The sequence below is a fragment of the Primorskyibacter sedentarius genome (assembly GCF_004342065.1).
GTDB classification, from domain to species: Bacteria; Pseudomonadota; Alphaproteobacteria; order Rhodobacterales; family Rhodobacteraceae; genus Primorskyibacter; species Primorskyibacter sedentarius.
Genome location: NZ_SLZU01000023.1, coordinates 1 through 13,675, shown reverse-complemented (window position 1 = coordinate 13,675; position 13,675 = coordinate 1). Strand labels below are relative to the sequence as shown.

Here is a 13,675-nt window from a genome sequence, read left to right as displayed (position 1 = left end):
ATGCAGGTGCGCAGGCTTGATCACGTCAACATCCAAACCACCCAAGTCGAAGCGTTGGTGGCCTGGTACGGCGACATATTGGGCCTGCGCACCGGCGCGCGCCCGAACTTTCCATTCCCGGGCGCCTGGCTTTATGCTGGCGACGCCGCTGTCATCCATCTGGTCGGGCATGGCGGTGATCCGGCGGTCGGTTCCGAGGTGAAACTCAAACTCGAACATTTCGCCTTGACCGCGACAGGCAAAGCAGATTTTGAGGCAAAATTGAGTCACAGAGCCGTTCCTCATCAGCGCTTCGAACTGGACGAGATCGGAGTTGTGCAGTTCCACCTCCGCGATCCCGATGGCAATCACGTCCACATCGATTTCATTTCGCAAGAATGACGAGCCAATGGCGGTCGGCAGTTTTATTAAGGTATCCTGCGCCGTGAAAGCGAAGCAATTATGGATGTCACAGATTTAGTCCCGACGAAAACAAAAATGGCCCGCCATCCTATTTATACGTTTCAAAGCAACAAGCTGAATGATTCCGGTTAGTATAGTTTAGTGCCTGTGAGTGATCGCGCTTCAGAAACCCGGTGCAGCACAAAACAGCCATCGCTACGGGGCGTAGGGCCTTCTGCATCGGCGATAGCCACTCCGGAGATATGTCGGATTTTTCCGCGCAACCGTTATCGAGCCTGTAAGTATGCTGTGCGATGGATGAATGGCTGGAATGCGAAAGCTGCGTTGCGGCGCTCGACGTGGAGGTGAGTGACCGGTCTGAGCCGTCGTGGCCTAAGTATTTTTCTGTGTTTGCAACATTCTGCAGCTGCGAGCGTGGTAGGTTTGGGCTCTTTGCCGACCAGCTCGGTGACGTGATCGAGGATCATTGCAAGGGCGTCGCCCGCTAGAAAAAAGCGCGCAGGAGGATCAATAACGCACCTTCCTTCGCGCGTGATGTTCTTCTAATGTTCTCCGATGATCCGCGAAACCTTTCTTGCCCCTCTCTACACTCTGCGCGTGGGCAGCATCGGAGCTGCGCACGCGGCCAGAGTGAGCTGCATGTGCGGGGCAAGTCCGTGGTATCTGCACGGTTTTTGGCTGCGCCAGCGGCATTCAGAGCATGAGTTTCTGAGATGGATAATGGGCAGTTTGACCTGCCCGAAATGCGGCCAACGCGACTGCATGGCCTGGGTGGTGGTCGAGGCGTTTCCCGGCAGATCGGAAGCGGAAATGCCGGGGCAGAGCAAGGATGAGTAGGGGCGGCTTGTGCCGCCCCAGGCCCGCAGGGGCTTAGGGGTGATCGTCGCCGCCTTCGTCGCCTTTCGGTTTGGACTGGAAGGCAACCAGTTCGGTCACGGCCACCGGGAAATCCAGCTTGATCGAGAGGAAGGTTTCGCCGGTTGCGGTCTTGGTGTTCTCGAACACGGCGCCGACGCGGCGGTAGGTGGTCTGCTCTTTGCCGTCTTTGGTGAATTTGACGGGAACGGTGAGGATGAAGTTGGTCATGGCTGATCTCCTTTGTTTCGATGGCTTGAAAGGAGCGGATCGTGTCAGGGCAGGGCGCAAGCTGAAATTCGGAGGGTCCGCCGAAGGTGGAAGCCGTCTTTCTGCTTGCCGAAGCGTGAGCTGAGGGCACGGCCTGTCCGCGATCCGCGATAAGGCATCAGTGAGAAACGAAGGGGTCAGCTATGTCCGGATGCAATCTGCATTCCTGCCGCGTTTCAGCTAAAAGGCCAAGAACAGGCCGCATCGGGGATCCGCGAGATCATCCGCCAGACCTGCGAGGAACTGGGCGTCCATATCGTACGCGGGGTGCTCGCGCGGGACCATGTCCACATGTTCCTGTCAATCCCGCCCAAGCTGTCGCTGTCGGACGTGATGCAGCGGATCAAGGGCCGGTCATCGCGTCGCATCCAGATGGAGTTTCCCGACTTGCGCAAGCGTTACTGGGGCAGACGGTTCTGGGCCCGCGGATACTTCTCGACCACCTCGGGAAATGTGACAGACGACATCATCATGCAGTACCTGGAATTACATTCCGCAAAATGATGCCACCGGCGTCAGCCGGTGTGTCGTTCACTACGACCGCAACCAAGCGCCGCAGTCTAAGCGTACCCTCGACGACAGCTTCACAGCTCGTAAGGCAGTGCTGCCTGCACAGGACAAGAAGCCTCTTAGGAAAGCTGGAGAGGAGGCTGTGATCGTCACGTTACGCCGACACCCTTTTATCGAGGCGGTGACCTGAGTATATACGAATAGGTATCCGAAGACTGTCACATGATCGACTCCAAGACCCGGAAAGTGGGAAACTCTGCTGTCATCACGTTAACGACGGAGATGCTGACCATTCATGACGCGAAAGAGGGCGATACGCGGTTCGTGGTGCGCGGAGACGACGGAACGCTCAGTCTCATGGCGCATGATACTTCGGTCGCCGAAGCATTGGCCACAGCCGAGATCGTGATGGACGAAAACCGGGTTCTGCTTCAGGCGCTGGCGTGATGTCGTACATCTGGGTGCTGCTCCCGGCTGTCATCACCATCCAAGACCGACAATTGCCTGGCACGGCGGCTCGCCTGGTCTGCGCGACAAGGCATTGATGGAGATGGGCCTCGCCCGCGCGATGAACTTGGTCGCGTGTTCAGATCCCAGCATTGCAGAGATTGCGGCAGCCGATGCCTTTGGAATTGCAAAGGCCCACCCCTTTGTAGACGGCAACAAACGCACAGCGTCTGTAACAGCCGTCACCTTCTTGCGCCTGAACGGCTATGCCTTTCGCGCCGAGGCGATCGGCGGTGTCAAGCGGATGGAGGACCTTGCGTCGAGTACTGTCGATGAGGCCACATTTGCGAAATGGCTGTCTGAGGGCATGACACCGCTCCGAGGTCCGCAGATTTGAACCCTTGGAGGCGCCGTCTTAGCGGCATCTCCTAATTATCTTCAGATAGATCGTGCGCTTTGTGACAAGTATCGGCGGGCTCCGAAGCGGCCACCCTTGACCCGCGCATCCACAGCCCGGGGCGAGCCCTGTTCGTCAAGGCCTGTGCAGCCCAAACGCTGAGTTTTCCAACACCGCTCACTCTTGTGGAATACCATTGACTTGTAACTGATACATCAGATATGAGATTTAAGAGCCTGCCGGGTTGCCGACGTCAACGAGCCCGCGACAGATCATTTATTGGAGGAGAAGAAATGGTCTCGAAACCTAAGGTCGTCATCACCGACTATGATTTCGGCGATGTGGAAGTCGAACGCACCATCCTTGAGGACGCCGGTGCAGAAGTCGTGGCGCTGCAAGCCAAATCGGAAGCCGAACTTTTTGAAGAAGCAAAAGATTGCGCAGCTATCATGAACCAGTATGCCCGCGTTGGAGCGGAGACGATCGCACGCATGGAGAGGTGCAAGGTGATCGCCCGCTACGGTGTCGGGGTTGACATCGTCGATGTAGAAGCCGCGACGAACAAGGGCATCCTGGTTACCAATGTGCGCAACTACTGCACCGAAGAGGTCGCCGATCACGCCATCGCCTTGTGGATGACACTGGCGCGCAAGCTGCCGGAGTATGACCGGGCCACACACAAGGGCATCTGGCAATGGCAGAGCGGTAAGCCGGTTCATCGGCTGCGCGGTCGTACCATGGGCATCGTGTCGCTGGGCAAGATCGGCCAAGCCATTGCGCATCGGGCGCAGGCCTTCGGCACCAAGGTCATCGCTTTCGATCCATTCCTGCCTGCCGAGGCTGCCAAAAGCTTTAATGTCGAACTGGTGTCCAAGGCAGACCTCCTGGCGCGGTCCGACTACATCCTCATGCAGGCGCCGATGACCAAGGACACCCGGCATTTCCTGTCGGATGCGGAATTTGACGCGATGAAGCCGGGGGCCATTCTGGTTAATACCGGGCGTGGCCCGACGGTCGACAACAAGGCGCTTTATCGCGCGCTCACCGAGGGCCACCTGGCCGCAGCTGGTCTGGATGATCCCGAGGAAGAGCCTGCCAAGCGCAGCTCCTGGAATCCGTCGGACAACCCGATCTTCACCCTGCCGAATGTCCTGATTACGCCGCATGCCGCCTATTACTCGGAGGAATCCATCCGCGCCGCGCGGATCGGTGCCGCGACCCAGGTCGCCAAGGTTCTTACCGGCCAGACGCCGGACTTCCCCGTCAACGCTGCAGCGCTCGTAGCCATATCCTGATCCCCGAAAGGAAGAGAAATGCTGAAAGTCTACAATGAGTTCGAACGTCGCCCGGAACTTCTGGCGAAGTTCGACGAGGTGGTGAAATGCTACTCCGCCGCCGCCGTTTTTGCTGACGTGCAGTATCGGACAGGCGTGATGGACAGCGGCATCAAGCCTGCTTTCCGCGCAAAGGTCGCTGGGCAGGCAATTACCGTTCAATTGTCCAAGGGCGATCTTGTCGATCCGCTGAAAGCGCTCGAAATGGGGCAGCCGGGTGACGTGATCGTGGTCGACGCCGGCGGCGACCCCAATACATCCGTGTGTGGCGGGCTCATGGGAGGTCTGGCCCAGAACCGCGGCATTCGCGGAATGATCGTAGATGGCGCAGGGCGCGATACTGATGAGTTGGAAGACATCGGCTGGCCGATCTGGACTCGCGCGATCACACCGCGCGGGACGCACACAATGTTCTCCGAGCGCAAGGAAGAGCTTTCAATCAACGTGACTATCGCCTGTGGCGGGGTCGTGGTGAATCCTGGCGATTTCATCGTTGCAGATCTGATGGGCGTCGTGGTGATTCCGCAGGATCGGGCGGAAGAGGTTGTAAAGCAGGCGGCCGAACAGGCCGAACGCGAAGAAAAGACCCGCCAATGGGTGGCCAAGGGCAAGACGGTGGAGGACCTGTTGAATGAATTCGGTCGCATCTGATCCCGTGCTGATCGGACTTGACTGGGGCACCTCCTCATTACGCGCTTTCCTTATAGGTGCGGACGGCGAGGTGCTCGACCGGCAGTCGTCGGGAGAGGGCATCCTGCAAGTGCCAGATCGCGATTTCGAGGGTGCCTTCGCGCGACTTCTGGCGCCTTGGAATGCGCATTCGAATTTGCCGGTCATCGCATCGGGTATGATCACCAGCCGCAATGGCTGGGTTGAGACGCCTTATGTATCGACGCCCTCTGGCGCAGATGCGCTTGCCAATGCACTGGCGGAGCATCAGGCAGAAAACGGTCGGACAGTACATTTTGTCACCGGCATGACCGACGAAAGTGGCGGCGCACCAGACGTGATGCGGGGCGAGGAAACCCAGATCGTCGGAGCGCTCGACGGGATCGGTGGCGACGGCACCTTTGTAATGCCCGGCACGCACAGCAAGTGGATTGATGTCCGGGGCGGAAGCATTGCACGTTTCGCAACTTACATGACGGGCGATGTCTTTGCCGCCCTGCGGGACCACACGATCCTCGGCGCGCTGATTCAGGATGGGGATTTCAACGAAGCCGGATTTCGCGAGGGTGTTGTTGCCGGTCGTGATGGAGGGCACAACCTGCTGCGCACACTGTTTCACGTTCGCACCTTGCCGCTGTTCGGCAGGATCGACGCCAACATGGTGACAGATTTCCTGTCCGGAATGCTGATCGGGGCAGAGCTTGAGGCCACGAAATCGGTCAGTTCCGACGGCGGCCCGATCACGATTGTCGGCCGCGACGATCTGGCGGACCGCTATCAGATCGCATGCGAAATTTTTGACCTGAATTGCAAGCGCGCGCCCCACGATATCGCCGCGCGAGGGCATTTCGCAATCGCAACATACGCGGGGTTACTGTGATGGATATCTGGAACGACGCACTCGCCGAAATCCCATTGATCGCGATCCTGCGCGGCCTTGAACCGGACCGCGCGATAGACGTGGCCGACGCGCTGGTCGATGCCGGGTTCCGCATTATTGAGGTGCCGCTGAATTCGCCGGACCCGCTGCGATCGATTGCGAGGATTGCCGAGAAATACGGTGACAGGATCGTCGTCGGCGCGGGAACGGTACTGACGCCCGGAGACGTTTCGGCAGTGGTCGATGCCGGGGGCCGAATTATCGTGGCGCCCAATATGAGCCCGGGCGTCGGAGCCCGCGCAGTCGAGCTTGGGGCGAAATGGTGTCCGGGGGTTCTGACTCCGACTGAGGCTTTCGCCGCTTTAGACCTTGGCGCTGCCATGTTGAAATTCTTCCCCGCCGAACTGGTTCCCCCCGCGGCGATCAAGGCGATGCGAGCCGTGCTCTCAAAAGACGCGCGGCTTGCCGTCGTCGGCGGCGTCACACCGGATACGATGGGTGACTACCTGGCCGCCGGTGCTGATGGGTTCGGGCTGGGATCGGCCTTGTTCAAGCCGTCCTACTCGATTGAAGGCCTGATGAAGCGCGCAACAGGATTCGTCAACTCTTTCAACCAATTGAGGCCAGAATGACAAAGTCAGTCTTGGTCACCGGTGGCACCCGCGGCATTGGAGCCGGGGTCAGTAAGTCGCTTGCTCAGGCGGGCTGGTCTGTAATTGCCGCCACGATCTCTCAGGCCGAAATCGAGGCCTTCGAGAACGTTCCGGGTATCGAATGCCTCCTACTGGATGTGACCGATCCAACCTCGGTCGAAGCCGTCTTCGGCGATATCGAGCAACTGGACGGTCTGGTCAATTGCGCCGGCATCCTTATGCGCGGTGCAGAGTATGATCTGGACGCGTTCCAAAAGGTCATCGACGTCAACCTGACCGGAACCATGCGCTGTTGCGTGGCTGCCTTGCCTTTGCTGACGCGCTCGAAGGGGGCCATTGTTAACACCGCCTCGATGCTCAGCACCTTCGGTGGGCCCTTGGTGCCGGCCTACACCGCCTCCAAAGGCGGTGTCTCGCAACTGACCAAGGCTTTGGCGGGCAAATGGGCGGCGGATGGGGTCCGCGTCAACGCGATTGCGCCCGGCTGGATCGAAACCGAAATGACCCAGGGGCTGCGGGACGATCCGTCTCGCGGCGACGCGATCCTTGCGCGCACCCCGATGGGGCGATGGGGCAAAACCGCAGAGGTGGGAGCTTTGGTCAAATGGCTCCTGTCCGGAGAGGCCAGCTTTGTGACCGGTGCCGTCTATCCTGTGGATGGCGGCTATTTGGCAATTTAAGGAGAAACACCCATGTCTGACAGACAGAACGACCCACGAACGCCCTATCAGCTTCCTTTCCCGAAGGACGCGCTGGACGAGATCGTCGTCCCCGACGCCATACCCGAAGATGACCGCTTGTGGGTTCCGCAGGCCGACAACGTCTGGTTCCGGCCGCTATGCCTGAACCGGTCGCAGGGCTATTGGATGAACTTGCTCAAGGTGCGGAAAGCCGGTGTGCTGTCGCGCCACCGCCATCCGCAGCCGGTGCACGGGTTCGTCCTGAAAGGGCGCTGGCACTACTTGGAACACGATTGGGTGGCCGAAGAGGGCGGCTATGTTTTCGAGCCTCCGGGCGAAACCCACACGCTTGTTGTGCCGGACGATGTTGATGAAATGATAACCTTTTTCCAGGTGAACGGCGTGATGTGCTACGTCGATCCTTGGGGCGAGGTCTTGGGCTATGAAGACGTGTTCACCAAGATCGATCTGTGCAGAAAGCACTTTGCCGAGGTCGGTCTTGGCGAAGACTACGCCGAGCGGTTCATTCGCTGAGCCCAAGGCTCCGACTGTTTGATGCCAAAAGGCCCGCGACTTCCCTTCGAAGCCGCGGGCCTTTCTTGCTGTCGGAACCAATCATTGATGCAATGCTGGATGATGAGCTGGGCCAGTGAAGTACTGGACGAAGGCCCGAGATCCCAAATGTCGAATTGGAAAAGTCACAGGCTTTAATGCAACGGCCTTTTGGCACTGGACAGGAGTAAAGGGCGGACTGAGAAACACCAGTCCGCCCATTCACGTGTCTCAAGGCCCTACCACAAGGCGGGCAGGGTCAACGATATCGCCGGTATGTAGGTGATCAACATCAAGAGTATGAGCATGCCGACAAAGAACGGCAGGATGGCCTTGCTGAGGCGCTCGATCGAGACGCCGGAAATGCTGCTTGCGACGAAAAGGTTGACCCCCAATGGCGGCGTGCAGAACCCGATGGCAAGGTTGACCGTCAGGATCACGCCGAAAGCAATCGGATCGACCCCCAGCGCAAGTGCGACGGGCAACAGGATCGGCGTCATGATGATGATAGACGAAATCGTCTCCATGAACATGCCGATGAAGAGCAGCAGCAGGTTGATCAGCAACAGGACGATTATCGGATTGTCCGACAGGCTGGTCAGGCTTGTCGCCAAGGTGGAAGGGATTTGCGCCAGCGTGAGCACCCGGCCAAAGGCCGTCGCCATGATCACCAGGATTAGGATCGTGCCGCTTGTCCGTGCACTGGTGGCCAGGATCCCCGGAAGGTCCGAAAAACGGATATCGCGGTAGACAAAAATGCCCACGATCACCGCGTAGACCACCGCCACTGCGCCCGCTTCGGTCGGGGTGAAGATGCCGCTGTAGATGCCGCCAAGGATGATTACCGGCACCAATAGCGCCCAGACGGATTTGCGAAACGTAGTCCAGACATCTTCGGCGGAAAACTCGGTCGCCGATTGCACGACCTCGGTGTCGTTGCGCAGCAACAGGCGCGCCACTAGCATGAACATCATGGCGAACATGATGCCGGGCACGACTCCGGCGAGGAACAACTTGCCAATTGAGACTTCCGCAGTGACCCCGTAGATGATGAACGGGATGCTGGGCGGGATCATCACCCCGATCATGCCTGAAGACGCGGTCAAGGCACCGCTGAACCTGCGGCTGTATCCAACCTTTTCCATCTCGGGGATCATATTCGATCCGATGGCCGCCACCGTCGCAGGCGACGATCCGGAAATGGCCGCGAAGAACAGGCACGCCAGCACGTTGACATAGGCCAGACCAGCCCGGATGTGACCGATCAGCGAATTGGCAAACGCCACCAATCTGCGCGACATGCCGCCCTGCTGCATCAGGTCGCCGGCAAGAATGAACAGCGGCACTGCGATCAGCGGAAAGCTGTCGGCGCCAGTGACGACTGAGCGTGACAGAAGCACCATCGGCGGTGCGCCGTCGACAAACAACATGACGATCATCGTTGCCAGACCAAGGCAGATCCCGATCGGTACGCTGACCAGCAACAGCAGGATCAGCGCAAGGAATATCGTCGTGGCAATCATATCAGATCTCCTGTGTCGCCGCTCTTGAGGCCGCGCAGTGTCTTGGTCATGTTCTGGAGGATCCGGATCGACGACAGTGCCGCGCCGACCGGGGCAGAAGCATAGAGGATCGGGATCGGCAAACCCAGAACCACAGAGGACTGGCTGGCAACGAAAGGTAGCCGCATCAACTTGATGCATTCAAAGGTGAGGACGACAAGGAACGCGAGAACCAGCAGATCAACTGCCAGATCAACGTACAATTGCTTCCGCCCGCCCAGTAGATCGCGCAGCACGGTGATGCGTACATGTTCCCTGCGGCTGAACGCATAGCTGACCGAGATCCAGACGAACCATACGAAGAACCAGAGCGTCAGCTCTTCGCCCCAGGACAGCGATGCGTTCATGACATAACGCATGAAAACGTTGCCGAAGATCAGAAGGACAATGGCCGCCAGCAAGATACTCGCCATCGTCTTTTCTGCATTTATGTCCAACCACTTGAGTATTGGCATAAGTCCCTCCCAAATTTGGAAAGGCCCACCTCCGACAAGAAATGGGCCCCGTGTTCAGTCAACGTGCCGGGACTTAGCTACCGCTCGCGCCAGCAACCGCGGCCACCCAGTTGTCATAGGCTTCGGCCCCGACTTCGTCGCGGTATTGCAGGCGCACTGCTTCGGTCTTTTCGGCGAAGGCCTTGCGCTGCTCCGCGGTCAGTTCCAGAACCTCGACACCGGCTGCGCGGATCTCTTCGAGTTGAGAGGCGACCTCGGCTTCGATCAGCTCCTGCTGATAGGTCTCGGCGGCGGCCATGGATTCCATCACCAGCGCCTGGTGCTCCTCCGACAGGCTGTCGAAAAAGAATTTGCTCATCACCGGCAGGTACACGGCAAAGACGTGACCCGTGGTCGAAAGATATTTCTGCACCTCGTAGAACCGTGCCGAGGTGATGATGGCCAGCGGGTTCTCCTGACCGTCGATTACGCCTTGTTGCAGGGCGGAATAGACCTCGCCGAAGTTCATCGGCGTCGGGTTGGCACCCAGGGCCTCAAAAGTGGCGACATGGGCCGGCACCTTCATCGTGCGCAGTTTGACGCCTTCCAGATCCTCTGGCGTGGCAATCGGGCGAGTGTTGTTGGTGATGTTGCGAACGCCGAGTTCCATCCAGCCAAGGCCGACCAGACCCTGGCTTTCGAGCCGGGCCATCATGTCGTCGCCGGCCGCGCCATTGAGAACGTCGAGGGCAATGTCCTTGGAGGCGTACATGTAGGGCAGTTCGATCACGCCAAATGCAGGATCCCAGCCCGCAAAGAACGATGAGGGCGGCACCGCCATTTCGAGAACGCCGGTCTGGACGCCCTCGATCATCTCCCGGTCCGGTCCCATTTGCGACGAGGGAAATATCTGAACGTCGATTTCCTCGTTCGACCCCGTTTCGACCAATTCCTCGAATTTCAACAAGGCGCGGTGCATATGGAATTGTTCGTTGGTGCCGTGGCCGATCTTGATGACGGTTTCAGCATTGGCGGAGAGTGCCAGGCCCGCGGATAGAATCACGCCGAGCACGAGTGTGGATTTATAAAACAAGTGGTCCTCCCAAAGATATATCAGTGATCCGAAAACTCAGCGTTTTAGATCTAGTATCTGATGTATCAGATATGAAATGCTGGTGCAACAGATTTGCGCCTGTGCTAGGTTGTACGTGAAACAACGTGGGTTCAGGCGTATGAGCAGTAAGAAGATCGGACAGATCGAGCGGCCGAAATCATTGTGCGACATCGCGGCTGATGCGATCAGGGATGCTATCATCACCGGGCAATATGCCTTGGGTACGGCTCTGTCCGAAAAGTCTCTGACTGAAACCTTGGGGATCAGCAAGACGCCGGTTCGCGAAGCGCTGGCGCTCTTGAAACATGAAGGTCTGGTAACGGTGGTTCCGCAAAAGGGCACGTTCGTCTTCACGATGAGCGTCAAGGACGTGGCCCAGTTGGCGCAATACCGCTATGCGCTGGAATCCTCCGCGCTCGAACTTTCAATGGCGCGTGATGGCGAGGCTCTGGTTGCGACGTTCTTCGACATTTGCGGCGCAATGACTGCGGCAAGTGAGAAAGGAAACACAGCAAAGTATCTGGGCCTCGACGGACGTTTCCACGCCGCGATATTCGAGTTCTGCGGCAACGACTTCTTTGTCGAAGGCTATCATGCGATCAGCGGCAAGGTGGCCGCGCTGCGCACGCATCTGTCACACCACCCGACCCACACCGACAAATCCATGGGCGAGCACATCGAAATTGCCGAGGCACTCAGGGACGGAGATATCGATAAGGCAAGTCAGGTTCTTAAGCGTCATGTTACGCGCGGAGAACGCACCTATGGGGACGGGATCGAGGACATCGCGCTCGCTTCCGCGGCTCACCGGAAGATCCCCCGCCCCAACAGGAAGTAGGGCTTTGGTTTCACTGGTCAGCTCGCGGTGAGACATGAGTGACGACAAATTTGAATCGGATGACCAGTAGCTAATTCAGTCACCGTGTCATTCGATAAAATTTGAACCCGAAACGCATGCAATCTGCATGGCATACCACACGCTGAGATCGCGAAGCGAAGAGCTAAGTACGCGGTCGCCACATGTGCCTGCATAACTTGATCTGTGCTTCTCTGCGCACCGCAGGAACGGCAACGTTGATAGGCCGCAATGCGGCAGATCATGCAGGGTTTGCATTGCTGCAAATGGCCAGACTACGGATCGGCCAAGCGCCAGAAACCGTGTTTTCGGCCGTGGTCTTGTTTAAGCATCTCGAGAAACTGCCCATGGGAAGCAAAGTCTCCATAGTCCTCGATGGCGGCATCGGATGACTGACAGTCGCCCAGATGGCGGGCGGCGTAGCGATAGCGTTTGGACTTTCCGCCGCTCAACGTGTCCAGAACCATGGCGCGGCGTATCAGCGTGGCGGCAAGCGGATGCTCGGGCGCGAGCGTGTCTGCCGCGGTTGTGAGGGTGTGATAGGCATCCCCGTTCAGTTCTTCAGCCCGCGCGAGCACGACCCGTGCTGCGCGTTCGTGACTTGGCCAGTCGACGAGGAATCTGATCGCCGCCTCCAGGTGCTGATAGGTTTCCGCGAAATCCAATGCCGCCTCTTCCGCCTCGATATCGTCGAAATCCGGAAGCAGTTTCAGATACTTCCGAAGACTGGCTGGATTCAGGGTCTGCTCGAACGTGGTCCACAGATGTGCCTTCAATTCGTCCGTCTTGCCCTGCCGGTCAAGGCAGTCTTCATAAACAGCGTCGAGATCATAGCGGAACATACGGTAGGACTTGCCGTCTTCGGCGACACGGGCCCGGGTAACGATAACAAAGGCCTCGTCAACACGCCCTGCATCCAGCAATCTGCGCGCGACATCGGGGGCGATGGTGCCATATGTCAGCTGTTCTGCGGAATAGCGGGCCATATAGGCATCAACATCGCCCTGGGCGTCCGCGACGTCCGCCAGAATAATCGACCGTGTCAGCTGCTTGTTGCGCCGCACGCTGTCTTCGGCAGACGACATGAGGCCGTAACCTTGGTATTGCTCAAGCTCTTCTTCAGTCGGGGGCGCGTCGGCCCAGGCTTTCGTGATCTGCTTGAGATGTTCGAGGCCGTCTTGTCCAAGCGCCTCTGCCGTTGCGGGGATGATCCCGTCGAACTCGCCGTAACCCGCATCGGCGACAGCGTCGAGAACGCGTTCGGCCAGGGCGATGCGGTCCGTGGAAATCTTGGGCGCGATCTTTGCGATCAGTTCCATCGCTTCCCCCATGATCCCGCCCACCGCGCCGTTGCTGTCATCAGTGCGTTCATGGATCGACAGGGCCAGCTGCAGGAAAGCCCAAAGCAGTTCGAACGCTTCATTTGCGTCATGGGGGATGACAGAGGTCTCAATCATCCCCAAGAGCCCTTCGAGATCCTTGACCAGAGCCCTTTGCTTGCGCCAGTTCACAAAGCTGGTCGAACGCCGCAGAGAGGCGAAGCGTTTGCGCAGATCGGCGGCAACCTCCCCGGGCCCCTGTGCAGCGCTAAGCGCCATCCGCGCGCGACGTTGCAGGACCGCGCTCCCCTTGACCAGTTCCATGACCAGCTCGGCAAGCGTCTCCGCGCCCAGCTTTTCGAGGTTGGCTTGGTTCAGGGTCTTCTTGGACATGTCGAGGTGCCAGACGTCGTTGCAGAGGATCCTGCGAACAATGTCGCACAGGTCTTCCCGCGACAAGCAACAAAGGCCTCTTTCAGGGGCTCAGTCTTCTGACATCTTCGACCGCCTTACCGATCTTTGTTGCCGCAACCGATATGTCGAACGGGTAATATGGGAGGTTACAAGAATATCGGTTTCGACGTCGCGATTGATGGCGGCTTACATAGGGTCGGCCTATTTGGTCGGCGGCCCGACCGCTTCCGGATTGAACCGCCCCGGGTTTACCGGAGAGTTTCTGGTTCAATGATTAGGCTACTTTTTCGACCGCGTTCAAGTTTGCATAGAAGGCCTCCTCTGCTT

15 protein-coding genes and 1 pseudogene are annotated in these 13,675 nt (G+C 58.4%); 11 read left to right on the top strand and 5 right to left on the bottom strand.

All coding sequences use genetic code 11. From position 1 onward, the window contains the following. A complete protein-coding gene (locus EDD52_RS19945; protein WP_132248291.1) occupies positions 1 to 381 on the top strand; it encodes a VOC family protein in 381 nt (126 codons plus the stop codon). Between the two features lie 891 nt (positions 382 to 1,272). Here the strand turns inward: EDD52_RS19945 and EDD52_RS19940 are convergent. Continuing rightward, complete coding sequence (locus tag EDD52_RS19940; RefSeq protein WP_132248289.1) at positions 1,273 to 1,488, bottom strand: hypothetical protein; 216 nt, start codon at positions 1,486 to 1,488, stop codon at positions 1,273 to 1,275. A gap of 249 nt (positions 1,489 to 1,737) precedes the next feature. Here EDD52_RS19940 and tnpA point away from each other — a divergent pair. From tnpA to EDD52_RS19895, 9 genes and pseudogenes are all read left to right on the top strand, one after another. After that, positions 1,738 to 2,031: pseudogene (gene tnpA / locus EDD52_RS19935) on the top strand (IS200/IS605 family transposase); the annotation flags it as partial. 228 nt (positions 2,032 to 2,259) lie between these two features. Beyond that, complete coding sequence (locus EDD52_RS19930) at positions 2,260 to 2,484, top strand: AbrB/MazE/SpoVT family DNA-binding domain-containing protein (protein ID WP_132248287.1); 225 nt, start codon at positions 2,260 to 2,262, stop codon at positions 2,482 to 2,484. Between the two features lie 97 nt (positions 2,485 to 2,581). After that, complete coding sequence (locus tag EDD52_RS19925) at positions 2,582 to 2,881, top strand: type II toxin-antitoxin system death-on-curing family toxin (RefSeq protein WP_341539847.1); 300 nt, start codon at positions 2,582 to 2,584, stop codon at positions 2,879 to 2,881. 293 nt (positions 2,882 to 3,174) lie between these two features. Then, a complete protein-coding gene (locus tag EDD52_RS19920) occupies positions 3,175 to 4,176 on the top strand; it encodes a C-terminal binding protein (protein WP_132248285.1) in 1,002 nt (333 codons plus the stop codon). 18 nt (positions 4,177 to 4,194) lie between these two features. Beyond that, a complete protein-coding gene (locus EDD52_RS19915) occupies positions 4,195 to 4,866 on the top strand; it encodes an RraA family protein (protein ID WP_132248283.1) in 672 nt (223 codons plus the stop codon). Beyond that, positions 4,847 to 5,764 carry a 2-dehydro-3-deoxygalactonokinase gene (locus EDD52_RS19910; RefSeq protein ID WP_132248281.1) on the top strand — a complete coding sequence of 306 codons (918 nt, stop codon included), beginning with the start codon at positions 4,847 to 4,849 and terminating at the stop codon, positions 5,762 to 5,764. Before EDD52_RS19915 ends, EDD52_RS19910 begins: the two co-directional genes overlap by 20 nt. Further along, entirely contained in the window at positions 5,764 to 6,396 is a 633-nt protein-coding gene (locus EDD52_RS19905; RefSeq protein WP_132248279.1) for a 2-dehydro-3-deoxy-6-phosphogalactonate aldolase, read from the top strand. Before EDD52_RS19910 ends, EDD52_RS19905 begins: the two co-directional genes overlap by 1 nt. Beyond that, positions 6,393 to 7,097, top strand: a complete 705-nt coding sequence (locus EDD52_RS19900; RefSeq protein ID WP_132248277.1) for an SDR family NAD(P)-dependent oxidoreductase — start codon at positions 6,393 to 6,395, stop codon at positions 7,095 to 7,097. The genes EDD52_RS19905 and EDD52_RS19900 overlap by 4 nt, the downstream gene beginning before the upstream one ends. A gap of 12 nt (positions 7,098 to 7,109) precedes the next feature. Next, the gene (locus EDD52_RS19895; RefSeq protein ID WP_132248275.1) at positions 7,110 to 7,631 is read left to right on the top strand and encodes a 2,4'-dihydroxyacetophenone dioxygenase family protein; all 522 of its coding nucleotides are present in this window, start codon (positions 7,110 to 7,112) and stop codon (positions 7,629 to 7,631) included. Between the two features lie 257 nt (positions 7,632 to 7,888). Here EDD52_RS19895 and EDD52_RS19890 read toward each other — a convergent pair whose 3' ends face one another. The 3 genes from EDD52_RS19890 to EDD52_RS19880 all read right to left on the bottom strand — a co-directional run bounded on the left by EDD52_RS19890 (position 7,889) and on the right by EDD52_RS19880 (position 10,738). Continuing rightward, a complete protein-coding gene (locus tag EDD52_RS19890) occupies positions 7,889 to 9,172 on the bottom strand; it encodes a TRAP transporter large permease (protein WP_132248273.1) in 1,284 nt (427 codons plus the stop codon). Continuing rightward, positions 9,169 to 9,624 (bottom strand): TRAP transporter small permease, encoded by a 456-nt coding sequence (locus EDD52_RS19885; protein WP_243652030.1) that lies wholly within the window; start codon positions 9,622 to 9,624, stop codon positions 9,169 to 9,171. The genes EDD52_RS19890 and EDD52_RS19885 overlap by 4 nt, the downstream gene beginning before the upstream one ends. Positions 9,625 to 9,739: 115 nt before the next feature. Then, positions 9,740 to 10,738, bottom strand: a complete 999-nt coding sequence (locus EDD52_RS19880; protein WP_132248269.1) for a TRAP transporter substrate-binding protein — start codon at positions 10,736 to 10,738, stop codon at positions 9,740 to 9,742. A gap of 76 nt (positions 10,739 to 10,814) precedes the next feature. Here EDD52_RS19880 and EDD52_RS19875 point away from each other — a divergent pair, with 76 nt between their 5' ends. After that, positions 10,815 to 11,597 (top strand): GntR family transcriptional regulator, encoded by a 783-nt coding sequence (locus EDD52_RS19875; RefSeq protein WP_132248267.1) that lies wholly within the window; start codon positions 10,815 to 10,817, stop codon positions 11,595 to 11,597. A 293-nt stretch (positions 11,598 to 11,890) separates the two neighbouring features. Here the strand turns inward: EDD52_RS19875 and EDD52_RS19870 are convergent, their stop codons facing one another. Continuing rightward, positions 11,891 to 13,327 carry a DUF6880 family protein gene (locus EDD52_RS19870; protein WP_132248265.1) on the bottom strand — a complete coding sequence of 479 codons (1,437 nt, stop codon included), beginning with the start codon at positions 13,325 to 13,327 and terminating at the stop codon, positions 11,891 to 11,893. Positions 13,328 to 13,675 lie beyond the last annotated feature (348 nt).

Coding starts and splice junctions, on each gene's coding strand:
- EDD52_RS19945 (WP_132248291.1), top strand. CDS start 1: ATGCAGGTGCGCAGGCTTGATCACGTCAACATCCAAACCACCCAAGTC.
- EDD52_RS19940 (WP_132248289.1), bottom strand. CDS start 1,488: ATGACCAACTTCATCCTCACCGTTCCCGTCAAATTCACCAAAGACGGC.
- EDD52_RS19930 (WP_132248287.1), top strand. CDS start 2,260: ATGATCGACTCCAAGACCCGGAAAGTGGGAAACTCTGCTGTCATCACG.
- EDD52_RS19925 (WP_341539847.1), top strand. CDS start 2,582: ATGGAGATGGGCCTCGCCCGCGCGATGAACTTGGTCGCGTGTTCAGAT.
- EDD52_RS19920 (WP_132248285.1), top strand. CDS start 3,175: ATGGTCTCGAAACCTAAGGTCGTCATCACCGACTATGATTTCGGCGAT.
- EDD52_RS19915 (WP_132248283.1), top strand. CDS start 4,195: ATGCTGAAAGTCTACAATGAGTTCGAACGTCGCCCGGAACTTCTGGCG.
- EDD52_RS19910 (WP_132248281.1), top strand. CDS start 4,847: ATGAATTCGGTCGCATCTGATCCCGTGCTGATCGGACTTGACTGGGGC.
- EDD52_RS19905 (WP_132248279.1), top strand. CDS start 5,764: ATGGATATCTGGAACGACGCACTCGCCGAAATCCCATTGATCGCGATC.
- EDD52_RS19900 (WP_132248277.1), top strand. CDS start 6,393: ATGACAAAGTCAGTCTTGGTCACCGGTGGCACCCGCGGCATTGGAGCC.
- EDD52_RS19895 (WP_132248275.1), top strand. CDS start 7,110: ATGTCTGACAGACAGAACGACCCACGAACGCCCTATCAGCTTCCTTTC.
- EDD52_RS19890 (WP_132248273.1), bottom strand. CDS start 9,172: ATGATTGCCACGACGATATTCCTTGCGCTGATCCTGCTGTTGCTGGTC.
- EDD52_RS19885 (WP_243652030.1), bottom strand. CDS start 9,624: ATGGCGAGTATCTTGCTGGCGGCCATTGTCCTTCTGATCTTCGGCAAC.
- EDD52_RS19875 (WP_132248267.1), top strand. CDS start 10,815: ATGCTGGTGCAACAGATTTGCGCCTGTGCTAGGTTGTACGTGAAACAA.
- EDD52_RS19870 (WP_132248265.1), bottom strand. CDS start 13,327: ATGTCCAAGAAGACCCTGAACCAAGCCAACCTCGAAAAGCTGGGCGCG.